The 23844-nt window shown below is 32.7% G+C and carries 17 protein-coding genes; 6 read left to right on the top strand and 11 right to left on the bottom strand.

Going from position 1 to position 23844, the window contains the following annotated elements; translation table 11 throughout:
• Window positions 1–147: 147 nt before the first annotated feature.
• The 4 genes from FGM02_RS06295 to FGM02_RS06280 all read right to left on the bottom strand — a co-directional run bounded on the left by FGM02_RS06295 (window position 148) and on the right by FGM02_RS06280 (window position 8138).
• Window positions 148–2955: a M16 family metallopeptidase gene (locus tag FGM02_RS06295; RefSeq protein ID WP_139957456.1), complete on the bottom strand. Its 2808-nt coding sequence runs from the start codon at window positions 2953–2955 to the stop codon at window positions 148–150.
• 82 nt (window positions 2956–3037) lie between these two features.
• On the bottom strand, window positions 3038–4069 hold the full coding sequence (locus FGM02_RS06290; protein ID WP_139957455.1) for a hypothetical protein: 1032 nt from the start codon (window positions 4067–4069) through the stop codon (window positions 3038–3040).
• A gap of 217 nt (window positions 4070–4286) precedes the next feature.
• The gene (locus FGM02_RS06285) at window positions 4287–6935 is read right to left on the bottom strand and encodes a BNR-4 repeat-containing protein (protein ID WP_139957454.1); all 2649 of its coding nucleotides are present in this window, start codon (window positions 6933–6935) and stop codon (window positions 4287–4289) included.
• Window positions 6936–7013: 78 nt separating this feature from the next.
• The gene (locus FGM02_RS06280) at window positions 7014–8138 is read right to left on the bottom strand and encodes a glycoside hydrolase family 88/105 protein (RefSeq protein ID WP_139957453.1); all 1125 of its coding nucleotides are present in this window, start codon (window positions 8136–8138) and stop codon (window positions 7014–7016) included.
• A gap of 492 nt (window positions 8139–8630) precedes the next feature.
• On the opposite strand from FGM02_RS06280, the gene FGM02_RS06275 reads away from it, so the two are divergent.
• Both FGM02_RS06275 and FGM02_RS06270 read left to right on the top strand, forming a co-directional pair.
• On the top strand, window positions 8631–9638 hold the full coding sequence (locus FGM02_RS06275) for a sugar kinase (RefSeq protein ID WP_139957452.1): 1008 nt from the start codon (window positions 8631–8633) through the stop codon (window positions 9636–9638).
• 115 nt (window positions 9639–9753) lie between these two features.
• Entirely contained in the window at window positions 9754–10362 is a 609-nt protein-coding gene (locus FGM02_RS06270; RefSeq protein WP_139957451.1) for a superoxide dismutase, read from the top strand.
• 69 nt (window positions 10363–10431) lie between these two features.
• Here FGM02_RS06270 and FGM02_RS06265 read toward each other — a convergent pair whose 3' ends face one another.
• From FGM02_RS06265 to FGM02_RS06235, 7 genes are all read right to left on the bottom strand, one after another.
• Window positions 10432–10899: a hypothetical protein gene (locus FGM02_RS06265; protein WP_139957450.1), complete on the bottom strand. Its 468-nt coding sequence runs from the start codon at window positions 10897–10899 to the stop codon at window positions 10432–10434.
• A gap of 19 nt (window positions 10900–10918) precedes the next feature.
• The gene (locus FGM02_RS06260; protein WP_139957449.1) at window positions 10919–11461 is read right to left on the bottom strand and encodes a hypothetical protein; all 543 of its coding nucleotides are present in this window, start codon (window positions 11459–11461) and stop codon (window positions 10919–10921) included.
• A 324-nt stretch (window positions 11462–11785) separates the two neighbouring features.
• Window positions 11786–12439 carry a response regulator gene (locus tag FGM02_RS06255; RefSeq protein ID WP_139957448.1) on the bottom strand — a complete coding sequence of 218 codons (654 nt, stop codon included), beginning with the start codon at window positions 12437–12439 and terminating at the stop codon, window positions 11786–11788.
• Window positions 12436–14292 (bottom strand): sensor histidine kinase, encoded by a 1857-nt coding sequence (locus FGM02_RS06250; RefSeq protein WP_208021480.1) that lies wholly within the window; start codon window positions 14290–14292, stop codon window positions 12436–12438. Before FGM02_RS06250 ends, FGM02_RS06255 begins: the two co-directional genes overlap by 4 nt.
• Before the next feature lie 146 nt (window positions 14293–14438).
• Window positions 14439–17972, bottom strand: a complete 3534-nt coding sequence (locus tag FGM02_RS06245; RefSeq protein WP_139957446.1) for a T9SS type A sorting domain-containing protein — start codon at window positions 17970–17972, stop codon at window positions 14439–14441.
• 279 nt (window positions 17973–18251) lie between these two features.
• Window positions 18252–20147, bottom strand: a complete 1896-nt coding sequence (locus FGM02_RS06240; protein WP_139957445.1) for an amidophosphoribosyltransferase — start codon at window positions 20145–20147, stop codon at window positions 18252–18254.
• Window positions 20148–20220: 73 nt separating this feature from the next.
• The gene (locus FGM02_RS06235; protein WP_139957444.1) at window positions 20221–21150 is read right to left on the bottom strand and encodes a PfkB family carbohydrate kinase; all 930 of its coding nucleotides are present in this window, start codon (window positions 21148–21150) and stop codon (window positions 20221–20223) included.
• 197 nt (window positions 21151–21347) lie between these two features.
• Between FGM02_RS06235 and FGM02_RS06230 the strand changes: the two genes are divergently transcribed.
• The 4 genes from FGM02_RS06230 (at window position 21348) to FGM02_RS06215 (ending at window position 23831) form a co-directional block, all read left to right on the top strand.
• Window positions 21348–21773, top strand: coding sequence for a SufE family protein (locus FGM02_RS06230; RefSeq protein ID WP_139957443.1), 426 nt, complete (start codon window positions 21348–21350; stop codon window positions 21771–21773).
• A gap of 150 nt (window positions 21774–21923) precedes the next feature.
• Complete coding sequence (locus FGM02_RS06225; RefSeq protein ID WP_139957442.1) at window positions 21924–22244, top strand: iron-sulfur cluster assembly protein; 321 nt, start codon at window positions 21924–21926, stop codon at window positions 22242–22244.
• Between the two features lie 65 nt (window positions 22245–22309).
• Complete coding sequence (locus tag FGM02_RS06220; protein WP_139957441.1) at window positions 22310–22816, top strand: DUF2480 family protein; 507 nt, start codon at window positions 22310–22312, stop codon at window positions 22814–22816.
• 187 nt (window positions 22817–23003) lie between these two features.
• Window positions 23004–23831: a DUF3078 domain-containing protein gene (locus FGM02_RS06215; protein ID WP_139957440.1), complete on the top strand. Its 828-nt coding sequence runs from the start codon at window positions 23004–23006 to the stop codon at window positions 23829–23831.
• Window positions 23832–23844 lie beyond the last annotated feature (13 nt).

Here is a 23844-nt window from a genome sequence, read left to right as displayed (position 1 = left end):
TTAATGCAGAAGCTAAATCTTTCAAAAAATCATATGTTCTATATAATTACACAATCCGTCTACTTTACGGCCTTCCTCAGGTATTAAAATAGAAAAAGCGTCATTTGAAAACCAAATGACGCTTTTTAATTTAGAGCTCTTTTATCCTTAATCTTCAGGATTTAAAGTGGCAATAATTCTATTTTTCTTTAAATATTTCTTGGCTACTTTTTGAATATCTTTTGACGTTAAAGCTTCAATTTGTTTTACTTTATCCAAAGCTTTACTTCGATCATACTTTCCAAAATCGGCGTTTTTTAGCAAAGCCAACCAATATGAATTTTTCTTTTGTTGTTCTTTATATTCCAACAACTGTGTTTCTTTTATTTTATTTAAATCTTTTTCAGAGATTCCATTTTTTTGAATTTTCTCTAGTTCTAAAAAAGCTTTCTTTGTCAGTTTCTCTACATTTTCTGGTCCGCATGGAAAAGAAATGGTGAAATTATAGGAGCCTTTTGGATATTTACTCATTGAACCTCTAGCACCTACACCATAAACGCCACCTTCTTCTTCTCTTAACTGTTCAATTAGTTTTATGCTCAATACTTCTCCTAAACTTTTTAAGTAATACGCATCTTTAGATTTGTATTTGGCTTCTCCTTGGTAAATTACACGAACCTTACTTTTAGCTTCTTTTCCTTTTTTAATATTTTTCTTTAAAATTCCTTTTAGCGGTTTGGCTGCTACATTTTTAAATTTTTCTTTAGAATAGGTGCTTGGCAGACTTGCTAAATAAGTTTCCACATATGCTTCTATTTTAGCATCGTCAATATTTCCAACAAAATAAAAATTGAAATCACTAGCGTCAGCAAAGCGTTCTTGGTATTTTTTATAAGCCAAATCATAGTCGGTATTTTCCCAAACTTTTTCATCAGGAAAACCAACATATCTAGGATCGTTAGCATTTAAAAAATCATTTAATTTTACAGAAAAATAGGTTGAAGGCTCAGCCAATACATTTTTTAAATAAGCAGTCATTTTTGCTTTGAATGAATTGTATGCTTTTACATCATGATTCAGTTTTGTAAAATATAAATGTGTTAGTTGAAATAACAACTCAACATCTTTAGGCGTGCTAGAACCATGAAAACCTTCACTTAAAGCACCAATTGTTGGGTTTACAGATACCATTTTTCCTGATAAAACTTTACTCATATCTGTAATAGAAAAACCATTAACCCCTGCTTGTGTCAATGCATTGTTGGCAATATCTGTTTTGTGCACTTCTTCATCGGTATATAAGGAAGTCCCGCCGTAACTATAAGCAGAAAAAATAATTTTATCATTTTTAAAATCTGTCTTTTTATAGGTCACTTTTGCGCCATTCGACAACACCAAATTTGTAACATCTAGCAATTCATCTCTTTCTTTAGAAACAATACTTCCCTTTTTAGGAATTTCTTTTAGCAGACTTTTAGCTACCTCTTTATCTTCATAAGGTAATACCTCTTTGTTTTTCACTTCTGAAAGTACTTTTAAGACATCGGCTTCTTTGACTTTTACAGTGCCTTCTTTTTCTGGACCGGTAAAAATTACCACTCGGTTATCATCATGAATATAACCAGAAATTAAAGCATTGCAATCTTCAATACGAATGGTAGGAATTAATTTTTTCAACATTTCATATTCCCATGTTACCCCAGGAATAACTTCCTCTTTTAAGAAATTTCTAATATACTCACTTGCAAATCTGCTCGATTCTGTTTTGTCCTGCTCTTTAAAAGCACGCTCCATTGCGTTTAACATTTCATCCTTTACACGTTCTAATTCTCCCTCGTGAAAACCATGTCTAAACACACGTTCATTTTCCAATACTAAAGTCTCCAAAGCTTTTAACTGCCCTTCTTCACTAGTCATAGCAGCCGATTGGTAGGCAGCTTTTGATTTAGCCCAAGTACCACCATGGGTAGAATATCCAAAAACAAAAGGAGGTTTTTCCGCGTTTCTTAATTCATTCAAACGCTTGTTGATCATTTTCACAAAAAGACTGTTTACAATTCCTTTTCTATACGCTTTCAAGTTTTGAACCGGTTTTTTATCGTCCAAATCTTTGTAATACAATTGTACCGTAGAGTTTGGCGCTTCTTTATCAGATTCGATAGCAACAAAAGTTTCTTTATGATTAGGCACGGTATATTCTACACGTTCCTTTGGATTTTTAGCCGCAGGGTAACTTTCAAAATGGTCTTTAATTTTTTGCTCCAAAACTGCTACATCCACATCTCCAACAGCTATTACTGCCATTAAATCTGGACGGTACCAATCTCTATAAAAACTTCTTAAATCGTTATAGGTGAAATTCTCTAAAACTTCTTTTGTCCCAATTGGCAAACGCTCAGCATAATGCGAATTGTGCATTAATTTTGGTAAATAATTTTTCATCATTCTTTTACCAGCCCCTAATCCCAAACGATATTCTTCTAAAACGACCCCGCGCTCTTTGTCTATTTCTTCTTCGGTTAAAGAAGCATTAAAGGCCCAGTCTTCTAAAATTTGAAAACCTTTTTCTAATTTTTCATCATTGTCGGTAGGAATTGGTAAAATATATACGGTTTCATCAAAACTTGTATAGGCATTTAAATGTGCGCCGAATTTAACTCCTATGCTTTGCAGGTAATCTACCAACTCATTTTTATTGAAATTTTTAGAACCGTTAAAATTCATATGCTCCATAAAATGCGCAAGACCCAATTGTTTTTCAGTTTCTAAAATAGATCCTGCTTTTACCACCAAACGCAATTCTACTTTTTGCTCTGGTTTTGAGTTTTTTCGAATATAATAGGTCAGTCCATTTGACAGAACACCTTTTTTAACAGAAGCATCCATAGGAATTCCTCCTATTTCTTGTGCTGAGACCTGATTTGGAATCAAGAATGCTAATAGAACCGCAGATAACAAATAGAGTATATTCTTCATAGAAATAATTTTATTCCGTAAATATATAGAATCAAGAATACTCTTAAAATTTTATAGCCCTAAAATCGAACAGAAAATCTAATTAGTTTATAGCAACTATTATTAATTCCAAACTAAGATTGGTTCGTTCTTGTCCTTTCACTTTAAATAAAGCTGTAAAAGAAGTTTTTTCACCTAGCTTATACTTACTTGTAAAAGCTTTTATTTTTTGTGCTGTTGTAAAATATTCTACCGTAGCCATGACACCAATATCATGATCAGAGAAAAACATAAACTGAGAATTGCCATTACTTTTTTCATAAAACTTAGAAACGATCGCATATTCCGTATTATCTGTTGCTGTTGACAATGGATAGATTGTACCCTTTTTTTTATGCTTTAGAGAAATTCCTTTTTCGCCCGAGAAAAGATTGTATTCGGTATTCGTCTGATTAAAATAATCTATCATCTTGTTCTTGTTTTTAAGCGGACCTACATAAATAATATTTTGTTGTTTAAGATCTCTGTATTCCAATTTTGAAGATAATTTTATTGAAATATCTCGTTGATGATTGGTAAATAGTTTTGTAATATCCTTGGAAGCTACAGAACCCATACCCGTAATATAGGTGTAACTGGAAGCATAAATACTATCTTTAAAAAAAGGATTTTTACGTTTAAATTCAAATAAATCGGCATTTGAATTAATGTTGTAATCTCTGTACCAAGATGTTCTTCCTAAATAATTTCTCCCCTCCACGCCAAACAAATCACCAACAACTAATATCGTTTCTTTTTCACTTTTGAAAAATGAATTCCAAAGTACGATTTTCGGTTGATACAGTATTTTGGTTATTGTTATCCCGAAACAAATCAAAAGGACTATTATTAAAGAAAGAACCAATTTATAACGTTTGTTATAGTCTATTGTTTTGTGATTATTATTTCTTTTAAAACTTACGTAATACTGCCCTTTTTTTATTTCTATTCTATAAGAATCTTCTTTCCCTTCATTTTCATAATAAGAATCTAATCGTTTTCTAAGGTTATAAATACTAACTCTAATCCGAGATGAATTCGTTTCGTTTAAAAATGAATCACCAAACAATTCAAGGCCGATTGTTGTTTCTTTCAAGTCATTTTTATCAAAAGTAGCGTTTGCTAAAAATTTAAGAAGTCTAACACTTGAAGGAGACTTCTTGAAAGTGTTACTTTCAAGAATGTTTTTTAAGTAAAGCTTCTGATCATTAATATTCATATAGTATATTCCTTATGATTTACAATATAGTATTTTGAATACTTAGAATCATCAAAAAATCATATATAAGTGCACTCTCACTAAATTCCACCTACTACTTTCTCACTACTATTTTAGTAAACAATAAACCTTGACGGCCAAATGCTTTTAAAATATAAGTACCCGGTGAAACAGAAGATTTTACTTTAATAACATTACTTGTGGTAATTTTTTGTTCCAACACTACAGCGCCCATTAAATTACACAAAACGACCATTGTGATTGGAGTTGATTCTCCATTTTTTATAAATAATTCATCATTGAATGGATTAGGGTATACTACAAAATCATTCTCATTTGACTTTATAGAAATTGTACTTAAGTTCCCGCTTTTAGGCTTTATTTCTATACCGTTAAATCGAGATTCTAGTCCGTTATTATCCGCTCTAAAAACCAAATCGTAATTTTTATTTGCTTCAATTACAATTTCATACTCAGAAGCATCGGCACTTCCAAGACTTACGCCAGTTACTAAATTGGTTAGAGGATTCCCTGCTCCTGCTTCTCTTACTTGTATTTTTATCGAACTACTATTTACCGTTGGATCATAATGCCAACTCTTTACTTGGTAAGTTCCAGCCGCTAGTCCAGTAATTCTTAGTCCTATGGCTGGTTGTGCTGAAGAATTTGTCGCAGAATTTACAGCAAGATCAGACAATAAAGGATCACTATTTTCATTTGTTCTTGGTGATTTTCCAAAACCAAATAGCATATAATCAACTTCATCAATTGTTACTGTCTTATTCTGGCTTCCTAAAATTCCTGTATATCCATTTTTGGTATTTCCTGCTGCTGTATTTACGTCTAATAAAAACTCTTTGGTCAACTTATCAATAGACAAACCATTAAAACGCACTCTGTTATCTGAATTATTTTCTGTGGCAATTACTTCATATACTTTCCCTGATTGGGCAAATAATTGAAAACTTGCAGGAGTATCTGTGTTTTCTATCTCAATAGTTTGCAAAACGGGGCCTCCTTGCTCCTGAAGTCTAACAGTAACATCTGCTGGAAAACTAGTATCAAAATGGTAACTGTTAATGGTATAAGTTCCTTCGGGAAGATCTTCAATACGCACACCAATATTTCCGCCAGAAACCTCGGGGCTTACATAGGCAAAATCTCTAACAACATCATTTGGTGTTCCATCTCCTCTATCTTTTACAGCAATATTTGCACCTATTACTGTAAAGGTTACCCCATTGTCAATTACAGATGCATCGGTAGCTCCTATAATAGATGTAAATGGATTTAATGTTGGACTACTAGCCGTATTGATATCTATACCGTAATTAAAATTTGTATTTATAGGCTCTGCAACCTCTCCTAAATCTGGTGCTTCACCTGAATACACTTTATTCATATACTCTCCTACAATTCTTGTGGAATAATTAGAATAACTCACATAATCTCCATGAAACCAAAGCACCACACGATCATCAACATTGGAAATTCCTTTGGGTACAAAAGGGCGTAAATTATCTTGATCAGAATCTTTTGTTACTTCTGTCCAACTCCAAGTTGCTCCTCCATCAGCTGTAATTGCTGAATATATTTCATAACGATTATCTTCAAATTCTGTAATCGGATTTTTATTTGTTGAAACAAAAATTTCATTCGTATTGTAAGGGTTTGTTGTAATGATACCTGTATAATCATCTTCACCAGCATACAATCCTTTACCCGCATCAGACACTAAATTATTATTCCATTCTGTACCTGTCCATTTTGCATAATGATACGTGATCTCGTTGATATTTAATTGTTTTGAATAAGTAACAACTGGATTCCCGCTAGAATCATAATTAATACTATGTGTCCAAGCCCTAGCACTTGTACCGTCAGAACCAAAAACATAAATTTTATTGACCAAAGCTACCTGAATTGGAACTCCATCGATAACACTTTGTAAAGTGGCAATTTCCGTTCCGTTAGATTGATAAATTTTACCCTGAGTTCCATCATTATTCGTTTTATAATAACAGTGATACAAGCTATTATCTGCTACTCTTGGATGACCATCAGTAAAAAAGAAATCTATTCTGTCCGTACTATTAGAAGTGTATTTTACATAAGGACGCGTATCTCCATTACCATTTTTAAATAAAATAATATCCGTACCATTTCTTAAAGGAGTACCAGATGCATCATATTCTTTCCAATTTGGATTGAAATTATTGGTTCTCATAAAGTTGTAAATCTTATTTCCTTCTGCACTTAATTGAAATGCATTGTTATAAGTTGCTCCTTTGTTATCAGAATCGTTTGTAGTTGTTTGCGCTATTTGCTCACTCCAATCACTTTGCTGTGTAGGTTCATCTACTAAAGAAGTTCTATAATAATTTTTCTTTTCACGAATGTGCGGACTGAAAAATGTCATTATTTTACCATCTTCACGCAATAATATAGCCGCATTATTATGGTCATCTTTTTGGGTCCAAGTACTCAATATTGTTTCCGTACCAATAGTAGCTCCTGTTTTAATATTGTTAACACTTAAGCCAGTTGTACCGTCTTTTTTAACATACGACGTGTATAATTTATCATTTTTAAAAGCAGCTCGTTCATCGTTAAACCAAGTCCAAACACCATCGTTGGTTACAATAAAATCAAATCCTTTGGTAGTATCGTGTTGTGCAAATAATCCGTTAAAAAACAATATGCTTATAACTACTACTATATTTTTAAATCTATTTTTTTTCATCTTTTAATAATTTCTCTTTAGTATTTTTTTACAAGTTTTTAGGAATAAAAAAACAACTCTTGTTTTACTATTTTTAATCTACAAACCACCGTAAAGCTTGTATACTTCAGTCCCAGCAGCAAGAAAAGCCCCTGTTCCATATACTTCCGTTTGATCTTTAAATGATTTATCGGGTCCGGCTCCAATAGACTGTACATAACCCAACATACCGTCTTTACTTACATAGGATGTTAGAGCGTTCCAAGCTTTTTTAACGCTTGGCTCGTACACCTCTTTATCTAAAACCCCATTATTTATACCCCATGCTAATCCGAATGTAAAAAAGGCTGTACCACTAGTTTCTGGTGTTTTATAATATTTTTGATTTAACAAACTCATAGCCCAATGCCCTTCTGGCGTTTGAATACTGATAATTTTCTTTGCCATTTTTAAGTAGATATCTTTAAAATAATCATACTCTTTTGTGTCTTTTTCATATTCATCCATAAGCAGTGTCAATCCACCAAACACCCAACCGTTCCCTCTGGACCAAAATATTTTACTTCCATGATCTTGCTTTCCAATAAAACTATCATCTCTATAAAAGAGATGTTCCTCTTTATCAAACAAATGTTCCTTAGAAGCCTCATATTCCTTCATCATAAAAGCTGTATACTTAACATCTCCAGTAATTTTAGCTGCTTTTGCCCAAAGTGGCGGTGCCATAAATAGTGCGTCGCACCAAGTCCAACGTTGAGTGTGTTTGTACTTATCCAAAGTAATTGGTTGCTTGCTCGGATTTTCCAGAATCCAATCTAAATGTTTAATGGTTCGATTCGTCATTTTTTCATCACCGTACTTTCTAAAGAGTTCGAAATACAGCTGTCCTACAATATGGTCATCTGCCATATATTTTCGCCAATGTAGTTTCCATTTTTGTTGTTCTCCAATACTGTTTAAAAAATTCCAATATTTGTCATTTTCAGAAATTCTAGCAAATTTTGTCATTCCAACATACAAAGCTCCATTGGTCCAATCAGCAATATGATGCGGCTTATCTCTTCCACTAAATTTATCTCTAAAATGTTCAATTTGCCAATCGGCAACCTTTTCCATATAATCAGTAACAGATTTAGTAGATATAGGGTTGGTTAGATTTTCGTTTTGTCCTATTACAATATTTGAAATTCCTAAGAAAACAATTATCCAGATGTTCTTCATCATTCTTTAGTTTTTAATATTTACACATTTCAAAACTATCAATAAAACGCCTCAATAAACGCTACTAACATCTACTTAACGGTAGATGTAACAGTTAAAAACACAGTATTTTCTAGGGGTTTGGGACTAATTATTTTATCGCCTCGAAATAAAAAAACAAAAATATTCTTGAAAAACATCAAAAATTCAATCAGGTAAATGACAAATATTGAAATTATTCGTTCTTTGATTCTAGGATAATTAAGTAATTCGCCGCTACCATAACTAATAAAAAATAGTTTTCCTTAATCAATTCTATTCGGAATTCAATGATTTAAATTGGTAAACCAATTGAAGATAAGTGTAATTATCACCTTTCATTATTCACAAAATCAGGATTGAATAATTAAAATTCCGAAGATAAATCTTCCAAAAATTACATTTTAGATATTAATTTTCAAAAAGGCCACAAGCTGTTGAATATTGAGTAAATTAATACCTCTAAACAGCAGAAAAATGAGCAAAGTAATTACATTCGGAGAAATATTAATGCGTTTATCTCCAAGAGGAAATAAAAAATTTATTCAGAGCAACGTTGTAGAGTTTTATTTTGGAGGGACAGAGTTAAACGTTGGTATTTCCATTGCAAATTTTGGAGGAAGCGTAAAACATATAAGTTGCATCTCCGATGATTTTATAGGAAAAACAGCCATTTCATATATTAGAAAATTCGGCGTAAGTACGCGTCATATTGTAAAATCACAAAGACCCTTAGGTGTTTATTTTTTAGAAGTAGGTGCGGTTATGAGACCGAGTTCTATTTCTTACAACAGATCGCATTCTTCCTTTTCAGAAATCAGTCCAGAAATGGTTGATTGGAAAAGTTCTTTAAAAGACGGAAACTGGTTTCATTGGACAGGAATTACACCGGCCTTGACTGAAGGTGCCTACCAAACTTTAAGAGAAGGCTTAAAATTAGCAAAAGAAAATGGTCTAGAAATTTCAGCCGACCCAACTTACAGAAGTGGACTTTGGAAATACGGAGCGGATCCAAAAACGGTATTAAGAGATTTATTACAATACTCTACTATTTTTATTGGTGGTGTAAATGAGATTAATGAAGTTTTAGGAACAAACTACACCTATTCAAAAGAAGATTTTATAGCAGCGAGTCAACAATTATTACAGGATTTTCCAAATATTAAAAAAGTCTTTGATAAAATTAGAACTTCCGTAAACTCTTCTTGGCATAAAATCCGATCAAGAATGTGGAATGGTATTGAATACCGAGAAACAGAAGATTTAGACATTACGCATATCGTAGATAGAATTGGTACAGGTGATGCCTATGCAGCAGGATTAATTTATGCATTGCAAAAATTTAACGACGATTATAGGTCCATGGAATTTGCTTGCGCTGCCTGCGCCTTAAAACACACCTATGAAGGAGATGTAAACTATGCAACTGTTGAAGAAGTTACAAGTATTTTAGACGGAAATACTACAGGTAGACTAACAAGATAGTGCCTTATTCTAATAGGATTTGCCTATACTTGAATAAAAAGAAATAATTTCTATTAATGAGTTCTGTTCCTTACCTTTGATATTCAATTTTAATAAAAATCTAAATATATATATTATGGCTTTTGAATTACCAGAATTATCATACGCTTATGATGCGTTAGAACCGAATATTGATGCTAGAACTATGGAAATTCACCATAGCAAACATCACCAAGGGTATACAAACAACTTAAACAATGCAATTGCTGGAACTGACTTAGAAGGAAAATCTATTGAAGCTATTCTTGCTGATTTAGACATGAGCAATGGTGCTGTAAGAAATAACGGTGGTGGATTTTACAACCACAGATTGTTTTGGGAAATTCTTTCTCCAAACGGAGGTGGTGAACCTACAGGTGAATTAGCTGATGCTATCAATGCTGCTTTTGGTTCTTTTGAAGAATTTAAAGCTGCTTTTTCTAAAGCTGCGGCTACTCAATTTGGTTCAGGATGGGCATGGTTGTGTGTTGCTAAAGGTGGTGCAGTAAACGTTTGTTCTACTCCAAACCAAGACAACCCATTAATGCCAGGAGTAACTTGTGGTAACCAACCAATTTTAGGATTGGATGTTTGGGAGCATGCTTACTACTTAAACTACCAAAACAGAAGACCAGATTATATCAATGCATTTTTTAATGCAATTAACTGGGCGGAAGTTTCTGCTAAATATGCAGCTAGTAAATAAGACGTACACTCTATAATTAAAAAAGCCTTCAAATTAATTTTGAAGGCTTTTTTTGTTTTGGGGTGAGATTTAATAATCTATTGAAAATTTACCTTCGGTAAAATTTTTGGTAGCACTTCCATTTACCCCCACAAAACTAAACGTTCCTTCCAATTCAGATCCTGTATCTTTTGTAATGGTCACTGTGCCAGAACCTATATCAAAAGTAGAAGTCCAAGTTGCTATTGGTGTTAGGGTTATATAATTGATTCCATTTGTATTAGAAATATGATCACCTGTTTTATAGGTTCCTTTCCCTGTATAATTCATAAGGGTTATTCGCAAGGTTTCTCCATTCGATTTTCCTCCTTGTATTGATAAAACACCACTTGTAACAACTGCAGAAGTTGTGGCTCCTAGAGATTCAAACTTTGTTCCATCAATTTTTACTGAAAGTGAATTTCCACCACCTAACCCTAAGTCAGTATCGTTTGAACTACAAGACAAACTGCTAACACTAATAAGTACTGCTAAAAATATATATGTAAGATTTTTCATGATTTTCGTTTTTTTAATTTTACAATTCTTTTACTTTAATGGCATAATTCATTAAAACAGCTATGGTTTTTCCGTTTCCTTTGGCAATGGCATGCACTAATTTTTCGCCAGATTCTTTGTCTTCATACACCTTAAAACTTTTAATTTTCCATTTTGTATTTGAAAAACTACTTGCCAAAGCATTTTCTGACACATACTTTTCACTCACCGCATTCCCCATGGCTTTTGTCATGGCAGAATTCACCAATTGATTGTCGGATATATTTTTAATCGTACTAATGTTATTCCCTATTTGTCGTACATTTTTTACGTCCATATTTTTCACATCTCTGATACTTTTGGCCGCATTGGCTAAAGATTTTAACGACAAACTTTTTTTGTAGACATAAGCATAGGCGAACACCTCTCCTCCACTTGCAACTCCTAACTTAAATGAATCTCCTATTTTGTAGGTTGTTCCATTGGTTCCTTCAAAAGGGGTTTTCGATTTTTTTCCCTTGATTTGTGAAAATGTCATTACTGGTATCGCTAGCAACAACATTAAAGCGATCATTTTTTTCATAATTAAATAATTAAATGGTTAATAAAGTAGCACTCCCTCATTGGTGTTGTTGCGTGCTCTAAAAAATGTATGAAAGAGTGACTACTTATAAATATTTTTTAGTAATTAGAGCTAACTAATGCAACACTTCAAAAGTACTCCAAGGCAGTGTTTTTAGAAATAGAGTGAAGAACGCAATTGACTAGGGGAAATCCCTTAATTGGATACAAAATGTTAAAGTAGATGCCTATTTCTTGAAGCAGAAAAAAAATAATCACAAAAAAAGGCTACCTATGGCAGCCTATTCGACAGATTTCAAAATAAAGAATTATTTTATACTCGTTTTTAAGAAAGTCCATTTTGGAAAGCGAAACGAATCAAACCAGCCACATTATGCAGATCTAATTTCTTCATTAAATTGGTTCTATGGCTGTCCACTGTTCTAGGGCTGATAAATAATTTTTCACCAATTTGAATATTTGTCAAACCTTCAGCAATAAATCCTATAATTTCAATTTCTCTTTTGGTGAGTAGCTCTAAAAGCTTTGATTTTTCATTGAACTGAATTACTTTTTCAGAATTTTTATTTAGCAGCAAAGCTTTGGTAACATCAGAACTAAAATACTCTTGTCCCCCATGTACTTTTTGAATAGCAAGTATTAGTTCATCTTTTGCAATAGTTTTTAACATATAGCCTTTCACACCAATTTCAATAAGCTCTTTTATTAATGAAGCCTCTTGATACATGGATAACATAATTACTTTTACAGGTTGGTAATTGGCTAGAATTTCTTTGGCACAAGCAAGCCCATTCATTTTCGGCATTTCAATATCCAACAAAGCAATATCTACGACTTCTTTTTTTAGAAAATCAATCGCTTCTTCACCATTTGTGACCACGGAAACTACTTCTATAAAAGCATTTGATGTAAACGTATTTTTAATTCCCTCTGCAATTAAAGGGTGGTCATCTGCTATTAAAAGTCTTATTGGCTTCATACAAGTGGAATTTTAACTCGCACTAAAGTACCTTTTTTAACAACCGATTCAAAATCGAAAGTTCCGTTTACTACATCTACTCTACTTTTCATATTTCGCAAACCTACACCTTTGTTTTGTTTATCAATGTCAAAACCTTTCCCATTGTCTTCTACCAACAGCATTATATACTGACCACTAATAAACAATTGTACATTGACAAAACTGGCTTCGCTGTGCTTTATAATATTGTTAATCAATTCCTGTAACACCCTATAGAGTACAATTTCATGCGTTGGATCCATTCGACTTTCAATATTGAAATTTTCGAATTTGAATTCAATATTTGCCAAACCTAAACTGCTATTCAATAAATCTGTTATGGCATGTACTACACCTAATTCTTTTAATGCTCTTGGCATCATTTGATGAGAAATAGTGCGTAAATCTTGGTTCGAACTTTCTAAATTTTGTAGTAATTCTTGAGATTCTTTTTTATGAATTAATTTCAAATCTGTTAACAAATTTCTTGCTCGTAAAAGCACGCTACCTATTTGTTGCACCACACCATCGTGTAAATCTCTAGCAATTCTTCCTCTTTCTTCTTCTTGTGCTTGCAATATGGCGGCCATACTTTTTTCTTTGGTACTGATGATTTCTTTTTGAAATTTATAATTCTGCACAATAAGCAAATAATATTTATGGGCCAACGCAACTGCCAAAACAACAATTTCAAAAAACAAGACAAACTCGAGCTGCAATGGGTTGTAGGAAGTCGTTAAACCTAAGGCAGTAAAAATATAATGAACAATAAAAATTAATAAAGGGAAATAGGCAATAACAAAATAATACGCCATTTTATTTTTTTTCCGCACCAAACTTATAGCCACATAATAAATGGTAAAAGTGACAAGTACCACCAATATTTTTGAAATATAAAAGGAGAAATAATAGAACCAAAAAGCTGCATGCCTTAAATAAAGTCCCGCAATAAACAGCGTCATTATCGTAAGTGCAAGAAAATGAAGCGTCCAATAAAAGCGTGGATGATTTTTTTTTAGAGATAGAAACTTATTGGCATACATCAGCATAAAAAACAGCTGTAAGAAACTTAACATTTCAACAAAATTATTTCCAAATAAAAAATAGTTCTCAATAAAAACAGGAGAAATCATATGTCGTAAACATAGGAGGTTTGTAAAAATAACGATCACAAAACCTATATAATACAAATACAATCGGTCTCTACTGAAAGCAAACATCGTAAGAGATAAGACTAGGATTAAGGAAACGAATCCGGAAAACACCAATAAATAACTAGATCGGAATTTGATATCGCTTACCCTAGTTTTATAAGCTTGTTCCGTCCAAATTTTATTCATCACCCGAAAAGATCCGTCGTTGATCATTGCTTGTATATAGAATTGAATTTTTTCATTCGGCGCTAATTCGAAAGGAAATATATAAGCGTATTTATTAGACAAATAATTATCTGAGTTTGCTGTTTTAAAGTGCAATCCTTGTTTGGGATAGGTCTTGACTATTCTTTGGTTCTTTACTAAAAAAACCTGTAAAGAATCAATGTATGTTTGATTGAATTCCAATACAAACTTTGAATTTTCAGACTTATTAATGATAGAAAATTTTAACCAATGATTTTTATAAAAAGCCCCTCTATTTACAAAAGGGTTGGTTTCTTCTTCAAACAAATCGGTATTTGAAAGAAGAGATTCTATAGTTGTAGAAATTTGTTTCTCGCTAAAAACTTCTTGTTTCGAAATGGTTTGTGTTAGTTTTCCATCCAACACAATCGTAAATTTTTGCTCTTGCGCCGTTAAGGCAACCGCACAAAAAAGAATTAAAAAAAAGTTCAAGAGCACTTTCATCTGTTAAAAATATAAAAAGTTCAACGATATAAAAAGGCCATTGAAATCAGTATTTTTTTAGGAGTATTTTTTCCTCAATTAAAAATTATCAACAATAGGTATTGTAGCTTACCGTCTTGCTGTTTTTTGTTTTTCTATTTTTTCATTAGTAAAATCTTCTGAGAGAAAATCCCATTTTCGGTTTTAATTCTTACAAAATAAACACCTGAAGCAATTCCAGGAACCGGAAGTCTTTTTTCTTCCGTAATGACTTCTTCCTTTAATTTAGAACCCGTAACTGTGTATAATTCTAACTGAAGTGATTTGGTTGAATTTGTTGCTTTTACAACCAATTCATCATTCATTTTATCAAAATACACAATAAGCTCATCGTCCTTAACTTCATTTAAACCAAGAGCACTTTTTCTAAAAGTAACATAATACCTATCGGAATGAACTCCTTCACTAACATAGATAGATTTTTCAGTTCTCAAACCATAAAAAATATCGTTTAGCTTGTCATACAAATAAACATCATCAACAGTTTCGTCTTTCTCTAAGGTAATAAAAGAAACAAATCCATCCGTATCCATAGTTAACTCTAATGGTATTTCCATGTCTGCATTATAAGTATCCAAACCAGCAATTACATATTTTTCATCATTGCCATTTGGCACCCAATACACATCCTTTTGTTGCAAGTCATAAATACTACTATCATAACCATTGTCATAACCATCCGTCAATCCTTCTTTAAAAACCGCTAATAATTGTCTCGTTATTGATTGTCCTTCGCTATTTGTATGCTCAAAACCTAAACGATAAGAAGGTAATTTTTTTGAGTTGGATTTAATAGCACTACTTTTTGACTTCCTTTTAGATTTAAAAAAGATAGAACTCGAATCATCTTCTTCTTGAAAAGCCCTCATAGAGTTTTCAAATTCTACATTACCTGTTCCCGTCGCATTTACAAAAAATCCTTGTCCAATAGCAATGTATTGTCCCGGTTCATCTCCACTACTTGTCCCTAAACCATCAATACCTGTTGGCGCTATTGCTGCAACTCCTCCTCCAATATTTCTAACAGCATACCCACCTTGGTAGCCAGATTTATAGTGTCCATTATTTCCTGTACCATCAACTTCTCCATTGTGTTCCCAAAAATAAATACTGCCATCAATAATACCATTAGTAAGGCTATTTAAGGTAATAAAAGCATCCGCGTCTAAAGCTGATGGATACGGATTTCCTACCAGTGCAGCATCTTCATCTACAACTGAAATGGTATAATCACCATCATTTGGAGTTCCAACAAATGTATATCCTTGCACCGCACCCGGACCTTTCATTGTATACCCTTGACCTACTTCTAAGGTACCAGAATCTAAAACGGACGCCCAATTTACGTCGTATTTGTAAATCCAATAATTAGAAATTGTAATTGGACTTGTGGTATCTCCATTAAAACCAGTTACAAAGTTTATGTCATCTGGCGAAGAAGAAGCCGAGGTTACCGTACTACCATCTTTCATCACACCGTCTACTGTGTAAGTTGCAGTACCACTTGCTACTGGTGAAGACCAATAATTGTATCTATATATGCTATTATTAGTTCCTTGTTGATCTATATATAAATCGCCTGAACCTGTATTTAAAGAAGTTCCTGTATGTGTTTGAATCAGCTGTGAAGTTCCTACCATTCGGATATCTCCATTGTTTAGAATTCCATTCGTAACACGCAAACGTATGCCTGTATTTGAAACCAATTTTCCTCCACTTTCTACTTCTACTTCTCTAACGTCAGCATTTTCAGTCAAACTTATTGTACCATCTGCCGTATTTTTTACGAGTAATTTAAAGCAGCCATCAGAAGTATCTGGCACATTGGATGCTCCTGATCCATTATAAAATTGCGTATCGTCTACTACTATTTTATCTTGATATTCTAAACTAAAGTATCTATTGTTGGCAAAAGTTACTCCAGTTGCTTGATAGAAACCACTTCCAAGATCTGTTAATGTATACGTATTTGAAGGACTTAATAAATCACTATTGTTATCTATAACCAATTGCAAATCGGCACAATCTTGTTTCCCAGAAAGGTCAACACCAGATAGATCAAAAATAATACTTACCGTACCAGGATTATTTCTTCTACTGACCCTCCACAAGGTATTCAGTCTTTCTTTATAGTTGTCTGTATTTGTTTCAAAACTCAAAGCAGTTTTGTTATTTCTTCCCCAAAATAAATATTCATCATTCCCCATCGCACTTGGATCGTAAATTCTTACAATTCCAGTTCCTTGAGAATCATCATGCCTTGAACCATCTGTAGCCTGTCCGATACCTGCTACATCATAATCAAAATCACCATTGGTATCTTCATTGTAAAAATTATTTGACGATAAGGTTCCGTTGTATTTGGCTTGCAAATAATTTTCAATAATAATTTTTTCTACCAATGATAAATCTTCAGAATAATAAATAACCTCACCATAATCTCCTATTGTATATTTATTCTCTGTAATTCTTTTCCCAATACCAATTAAATTAAAATCAAAAGAACCAGAAGAAGCTATAGAAGTCCCTGCTGTACCATCTAATCTTATTGTATTATTGGTCCCGTCATACTCAGAATTCATAATCTTCACCCCAGATCCAAGTAACCCATCGGTTATCGCAGATTTTTGTCCATTTCTATAGGACTCTAAATCATCTGAACCACTATTTCTATCTAAAAAAACTACATGATCTGTTGTGTTCCAATCTAATTGTCCACTTTTAGAACCAGACAATATACCTGCCCAAGTATCAGAATAACCTGTAATTGTACCTGTAAAATAAACCGAGGCAGTTGTGCTGGTATTACTAGCAACTCCGCTTTGAAAATAATCATTCCCATCCAAAGAAATCACTTCATGGTTATTAATATCTGAAGTATACGTAGGGTTTCCTCCTATTAAAGAAACATCATTTCCATTCCCACTATTGTCTAACCAAGCAGTTACAACATCACTACCATTGCTTGTAACACCATTGTCTCCTCTTAGCCATAATTCTAAACTAGAAGACCCATCAGTAGTTCCAATTCCACCTGGCCCTCTATACAATGATGTAGTATCTGCTAAAGTTCCTGTAACTTTTATATTATCTAAGGCCCACCACCAGTCCCAATCTCCTGTATAAGTAAATCTAATTTTTGCGTTTGAAGCTCCTCCAGCAGCCGTTGTAATATCTAAAGTTACCTTTGTTGCCGAGTCATAATTGTCTCCAGAATTAGTAGTATAACTTGCCACAGACACCCAAGTACTTCCATTATAAACTTCTACCTCACAAGATTCTGGTGATTGGTAATCTCTATATTGGTAGTCATATTCTAAGGTTACTAGCTCATAAGTACTTGTATTAAAACTATTTGTTTCTAGGCTTGCATCTTGTGAATTTCCACTGCCGTAATTATCACTATCTAAAATAGCAAAATTTCCAGAAAAATTTCCAGCCGTAATATTTCGACCTCCTGGATCGTTAAATTCCCATTTATCTCCTGCTGGGCTACTTCCATTGTCAATGTTACTCCAACCGGCAGGCAAAGATCCAGATGAAAAATCTTCATCGATAATGTCTACTTGGGCATTTAAATTTGAGAATGCGATAAAACATAAAAAAACTCCTGTAATTTTTTTAAACATATTTTTGTCATTTGTAATCTCTTAGGGTAGATTGGTTTTTAGCAACTTATGAACACTATAAAAATAATCTTCTTTAATTTTTAATGTAAAATTAAACTTTTCTTGGTCAAAATTCAAGTCTCAAACCAATAAACAACAATGTATAAACATTTGAAAAATAAAACATTACGTATTCAAATATTTATTTCCTGATAATAGATGTTTTAAATTTTAAATATAAACACAAAAAAAACCTTGCCATAAATGACAAGGTTTTTATTAAATTATAAACTTTTATTCTTAGTAAGCTCTTTTGTTTTTCCCTTCATAGAAATTAATAAACGCTTCATTTACTACACGTTTACCTCCATTTGTAGGATAATCTCCTGTAAAATACCAATCACCTAAATGATCTGGACATGCTTCGTGCAGGCCTTCAATAGTTTGGAAAATTACTTGTACGTCTGCTTTAATTTCAGATGTTTTTAGCATTTCTGCAATTTTATCAGAAATTTGAACTGCCGAAAAAGGTGCATAAATTTCTTTAACAAAATTCTGAATTCCAGCATCTTCTCTAATTCTCTGTTTCAAACATTTTGTGTACACATCATTCACAATATGGTATTGATCTGTATCTTTCAATAATTCCAATGCCGCTCTAAAAGCAATAAAATCACCGATTTTAGCCATGTCAATTCCGTAACAATCTGGGTAACGAATTTGCGGTGCTGAAGAAACAATGACAATTTTCTTCGGTTTTAAGCGATCTAGTATTTTAATGATACTTTTCTTTAATGTTGTACCTCTTACAATACTATCATCAATTATTACCAAGTTATCATTTGGCTTTACCACTCCGTAAGTAATGTCATACACATGCTCCACTAAATCATCACGACTGTTATCGTCGGCGATAAACGTTCTTAGTTTTACATCTTTAACCGCAATTTTTTCAATTCGAGGTCTTTCAGAAAGAATCACATTTAATTCTTCTGCAGAAATATTACGTTTCCCTTTTAAAATTTTTCCTAATTTTTGCTGATTTAAGAAATCTTCAGCAGCTTCACTCATTCCGTAAAATGAAGTTTCTGCCGTGTTCGGAATATACGAGAATACCGTATTTGAAATATCGTTATCTATTTTCTTTAAAATCTCAGGGAAAACAGTTTTTCCTAATTTTTTACGTTCTTTGTAAATATCTGCATCAGACCCTCTGGAGAAATAAATTCTTTCAAAAGAACACGACTTTTTAGGCAATTGATCCAATACAGGTTGTACAGAAATATGTCCTGATTTTTTCGCTATCAATGCATGTCCAGGCTCTAATTCCTTTACAGATTCTAAAGGCACATTGAATACAGTTTGTATCACAGGTCTTTCAGAAGCTACAACTAAAACCTCATCATCTTGGTAATAAAAAGTAGGTCTAATTCCGGCAGGATCTCTTAAAACAAAAGAATCTCCATGCCCTAACAAACCGGCCATAGCATAACCACCATCAAAACTTTTGGCAGCTCTTTTAAGTATTTTTTGTAAGTCTACTTTTTCTGCAATTAATGGCGAAGCATCTTTTTTACTAACATTCGCTTTTAAATCTTGGTACAAACCTTCCACTTGATCGTCTAAAAAGTGCCCAATTTTTTCCATTACCGTAACGGTATCTGTACTTTCTTTAGGATGCTGTCCAAGCTCAATTAACTCTTCTAACAATTGCGAAGAATTGGTCATATTAAAATTACCCGCAACTATTAAGTTTTTGTGTCTCCAGTTACTTTGACGTAAAAAAGGATGCACACTTTCTATGCTGTTTCCTCCTGAAGTTCCATAACGAACATGTCCTAAAAACAAATTCCCGATGTAAGGAAGATTTTCTTCTTGCCAAGCAACGTCGTCTTTCTTATCAGGATTTTCATTTAAACCTTTGCTTAAACGATCGTTAATTTGAGCAAAAATATCTTGAATTGGTTGCGCTTGATTAGAACGCACTCTGCTGATATAGCGAGAACCAGGACTGGCATTAAATTTTACACTTGCAAAACCAGCACCATCTTGTCCGCGATTGTGTTGCTTTTCCATTAACAAATACATTTTGTTAATTCCGTAGAATGCAGTTCCGTACTTCTCTTTATAATACTCCAATGGTTTTAATAAACGAACCATTGCAATACCACATTCATGTTTGATAGCGTCACTCATAATTTAAAGTTAATTACAAAATTTTGTAAAAATTAATGTATATCTATTGTCGTTATAAGACTTTAATACTTACTTAGTTAGAAATTGACATTTCGTATTGTGTCAATTCTTTGAATTGTTCTAAGCGATCGTAAATTTCTTCTTTTGTTATAGTTTGCATGCGCTCTGTTCCAAATTTCTCTACACAAAAAGAAGCCAAATTAGAACCATAAACAACTGCATTTTTCATGTTTTCAAAAGAAATATCTTTTGTTTTTGCTAAATATCCTGCAAATCCTCCTGCAAAAGTATCGCCTGCCCCTGTTGGGTCAAAAACTTCTTCTAAAGGCAAAGCAGGTGCAAAGAAAACTTGATCATCGTTAAACAACAAAGCTCCGTGTTCTCCTTTTTTAATTACCACATACTTAGGTCCCATTTCTTGAATTTTTCTAGCAGCTACTCGTAATGAATATTCTCCACTTAACTGTCTAGCCTCTTCATCATTAATGGTAATGACATCTACTTTTTTAATTACCTCAATTAATTCAGGCAATGCAATATCCATCCAAAAATTCATGGTATCTAAAACCACTAATTTTGGTTTTGTTTCCATTTGTTCTAAAACAGCATTTTGTACCAAAGGGTGCAAGTTTCCTAATAAAACTATTTCTGAATTTTTAAATTTTTGAGGAACTACAGGATTGAAATGTTCTAAAACATTTAGTTCTGTAATCAAGGTATCTCTGGAATTCATATCGTTGTGATATTTACCACTCCAGAAAAAAGTTTTTCCTTCTTTTACAATTTCAATTCCTTCCGTATCAACATTTTTATTGTTTAACATAGTAAGGTATTCTTCTGGAAAATCTCCTCCTACTACTGAAACAATACCTGATTGAATGTTAAAATTAGAAGCTGAAAGTCCGATATAAGTCGCGGCACCTCCTAATATTTTGTCTGTTTTCCCGAAAGGAGTTTCAATAGCATCAAATGCTACCGTTCCTACTATTAACAGTTTGCTCATAATTCTTATGAACGTCTCTTTTATGAGACGGTTTTTTTTGAGTCTTATCGAAATCAGTCGATAAATTAATATTCACTTCCTTACTGTATTTTGGAAGCTTAAGAATGTCTTAATCCATTGCTATAGATAAAATTTTATCTCTATTTTTGTACCTGACAAAAGCATTGTTTAAGACAGTGCAAAAATAAGTTTAAAAAATGACTATCAAAGAAATACAAGAAGAAATTATTGAGGAGTTTGAAATGTTTGATGATTGGATGGAACGATACGAGTATATAATTGACCTTGGAAAGTCCTTACCTATTATAGATGAAGCTTTTAAAATAGATGAAAACCTGATCAAAGGTTGCCAATCTAAAGTGTGGTTGCATTCAGAAATTGAAAATGACAATTTAATTTTCACAGCAGATAGCGATGCTATTCTAACAAAAGGGATTGTAGCACTGCTTTTAAGAGTGTTTAACAACCAGCAACCTTCAGATATTATTGAAGCCGATATGGACTTTATTGATAAAATTGGTTTGAAAGAACATTTATCAGCTACCAGAGCCAATGGTTTGGTATCTATGATCAAAAAAATAAAATTGTACGCCTTAGGTTTTCAAATGAAAATGAATCAATAGGACAATTGAGTATTGAGTATTGAGTATTGAGTATTGAGTATTGAGTATTGAGTAAAATATTTATTTCAACTTAGAACTAAACATTCAAAACTAAAAACTTATTTATAATAATTGTAAATCGTATCTTTGAACCATTCTAAATAACAGAACATGGAAAATCAAGAAATTACAGATATAGGAGAAAAAATTGTACAAGTTTTAAAAACTATTTTTGACCCTGAAATACCAGTAGACATCTACGAATTAGGTTTAATTTATGATGTGATGGTAAGCGATAATAAAGAAGCTAAAATTTTAATGACTTTGACATCTCCAAACTGTCCAGTTGCCGAAACTTTACCAAAAGAAGTGGAAGACAAAATTGAAGAATTGGAAGAAATTGACAATGCAGAAGTTGAAATTACTTTTGACCCTACTTGGACACAAGACATGATGAGTGAAGAAGCTAAATTAGAATTAGGATTCCTATAGTTGCGTGTTGCAATAGTTTTATTTCAACTTAAAACTAAAAATTAAACACTAAAAACTTATTTAGTATGGAAGAAATAATAAACAAAGTAGCCAATAGCAAATTAAAAACCATTGATCTTGAAGATTTTTATCCTGAAGGAAAACGTGTTGTTTTTGATATCAAACAATGGCTTTTTCAGGAGTTAATTTTGAAAGAAAAAGACTTTAGAGCTTCAATTGATGCGTATGATTGGAGTACTTTACAAGATAGTTTTGTTGCATTAACCTGCAGTGCCGATGCTATCATTCCTTCTTGGGCATACCTCCTAATTACAACAAGAGCAGCTCCTTTTGCTAAAAAAATTATTGTTGGCGATTTGGAACTTTTAGAAAACAGCATTTTTCAAGAAGTAATTTCTAAAATGGATTTCTCTAGCTACCAAAATCTACCAGTAATTATTAAAGGTTGCGCCAACAAACCGATTCCAGAAAGTGCGTACACTTACCTTATTCAATGTTTAGTGCCCGTGGCCAATAACATTATGTACGGTGAAGCTTGCTCAACAGTACCTTTGTATAAAAAGAAAAAATAATTTCTAGCATTAAAAATCACTGATAACAAAAAACTTGAGTTAACCTAAAAATTAGGTCAAATCAAGTTTTTTTTTGCAAAATAGCTTTTCACTTTATCTAAAAAATTTCGTAAACATATATTTAGATTGTATTTTTATTGAAAAGTCTATTTTTGCCAAATAATTTAACAAAAAGTATTTACTTATTATGAGAAAATTAATCCTTGCTAGCTTGTTAATTTTAACTAGCCTTAGCTATGCTCAAGAAAAGTCTAATTGGACGAAAAAAGGAAACATCAATTTATTATTCAACCAATCTGCCTTTAACAATGAATGGCTTGGAGGGGGAACTTCTAATATTGCTGGAAACGTAAATTTTGCCTATGAATTTAACTACAGTAAAAACGACTGGAGCTGGGACAATAGATTGTCTGCTGCTTACGGATTGACAAAAATTAAAGGTGACGACATCACAAAATCTGATGACCGATTAGAATTCAATTCTATTGTGGGTAAAAAAGCAAGTGGACACTGGTTTTACTCTGGAATTGTAAACTTTAAAACACAATTTGACAGAGGTGAAAATAAAGATGGAGCTTACATTTCTCATTTTATGTCGCCAGCTTATTTACAAACTGGTTTGGGTATGTTGTACAAACCCTCCGCTACTTTTAAATTAAATATTGCACCCGTAACCGGAAAATTAATTATGGTTGACGGACAATTTACAGAAACCGAATCGGCGTTTGGTGTGGCTCAAGGAGAAACTTCTCGCAAAGAACTAGGGGCAAGTGTAAATGTATACTCAAAATATGAGGTGGTAAAAAATGTTTCTTTTGAAAATATTTTAAACCTGTATTCTAACTATTTAGAAGATGCTCAAAATATAGATATTGACTATACCTTAAACATTGTTATGAAAATTAACAAGTACATGTCTACTAATATTTCTTTCCAAACCATTTATGACGACAATGCTATAAGCGCTGCCCAGGTAAAAGAAGTTTTTGGTTTAGGAATCAATTACGGATTTTAAGCTTCAACAAAGC

The organism is Flavicella sediminum, assembly GCF_006381105.1.
Classification (GTDB): Bacteria; Bacteroidota; Bacteroidia; order Flavobacteriales; family Flavobacteriaceae; genus Flavicella; species Flavicella sediminum.
This window is presented reverse-complemented; position numbering and strand designations above follow the sequence as displayed.